This window comes from Piscirickettsia litoralis, assembly GCF_001720395.1.
In the GTDB taxonomy this organism is placed as follows: Bacteria; Pseudomonadota; Gammaproteobacteria; order Piscirickettsiales; family Piscirickettsiaceae; genus Piscirickettsia; species Piscirickettsia litoralis.
The window spans coordinates 48,588-49,907 of the sequence record NZ_MDTU01000006.1 but is presented as its reverse complement, the minus strand read 5'-3'; the positions used below and the strand labels follow the sequence as shown (position 1 = coordinate 49,907).

1 protein-coding gene is annotated in these 1,320 nt (G+C 35.5%); it reads left to right on the top strand.

Going from position 1 to position 1,320, the window contains the following annotated elements; all coding sequences use genetic code 11:
- The coding region (locus tag BGC07_RS18040; protein WP_139121842.1) for an ABC transporter substrate-binding protein at nt 1-1,109 on the top strand (1,109 nt) is incomplete at its 5' end.
- Nucleotides 1,110-1,320 lie beyond the last annotated feature (211 nt).

Below are 1,320 nucleotides of genomic sequence, written 5' to 3'. Positions count from 1 at the left end.
GTAGTATGTCTCGATCTGTTCGAATTGTATTATGTTTGTTTTTTATAGTGATATCGAGTGCTTATGCAGGGAAATCGTTCAATATAACATTTCTGAACCCTTCAAATGCTGATGATGTTTTTTGGAAAAGGGTGGCTAATCTTATGCAAGCAACATGCAACGACTTGAATTGTAATTTAAATGTTTTACATGCGCCTAATCGTAACCATGCCACAATTATGAAAAATCTCAGCTCAGTTAGCAGGATGAGACACAAACAAGATTATATTGTTTTTCAGTCAACAAAACAAAACGGCATTCAAATCTTAAAAAAGGCTGAAAAAAACAAAATAAAAAGTTTTATGTTTAATGCAGGACTTAACTCTAAGCAGCGGAATGAGTATGGAGGGCCAAGGACTTACTTTAAATATTGGCTTGGAGAAATGTTCCCCAATGACAGACAGGCTGGCTATGATATTACTAGAGCTTTGGTGAATTATGCTCAACAAGTTGATCCAAGTAATAGTGTCGATATCATTGCGTTAGGCGGTGTTATTGCAGATGGAGGGTCAATTGAAAGAGTTAATGGTCTGAAAGACTACATTAAAAAACACCCAAATGCTCGTTTACAGCATCTAACCTACGCAAACTGGTCGAAAGATAGAGCTGTAAGAAAATTTGATCGGTTACATCAACGATATCCTCACGCTAAGCTTTACTGGGCAGCCAATGACGCAATGGCTGAAGGAATTATTCAAGGAGCCTATAATGCAGACCTAAATCCAGGCAAAGATATTTTTATTGTTGGAGTTGACTGGGATAACAGTGCAGTAAAGGAAATAAAGCAGGGGAAGCTTATTGCTAGTGCAGGAGGGCATTTTTTGGAAGCTATTTGGGTAATTGTACTACTCGCTGACTACCATAATGGCATTGACTTTAAATCAGAATCGTTGAGCTTTAAATCAGAAATGCCGCTTTTGACGGATAAAAATGCCGAAGAATATTTCAATAAAATAAATGATAACCAAATAGATAAAGTAGACTTCAAGAAATTTTCTAAATTTTATAACAAAAAACTAAAAAAATATGACTTTACGCTTAAAGCAATTTTAAATGAAATTGATAATTAAAGTAGATAAATGAAGAGTAAAAACGTTAACAACTTTTTATGCAGATTGATGATATTTTCAACACATCGACCAAAGATTTTTGCAAAGTTCTCAGCTTATCAGAGCGCCATTTTCGCCGTTTAAAAGGTGAGGGAGTTTTTGATGGGTGCGAAAGTGGTAAAACTCACCGCTGGGATTTACAGAAAATCATTCAGGCTTGGACTCGATATAA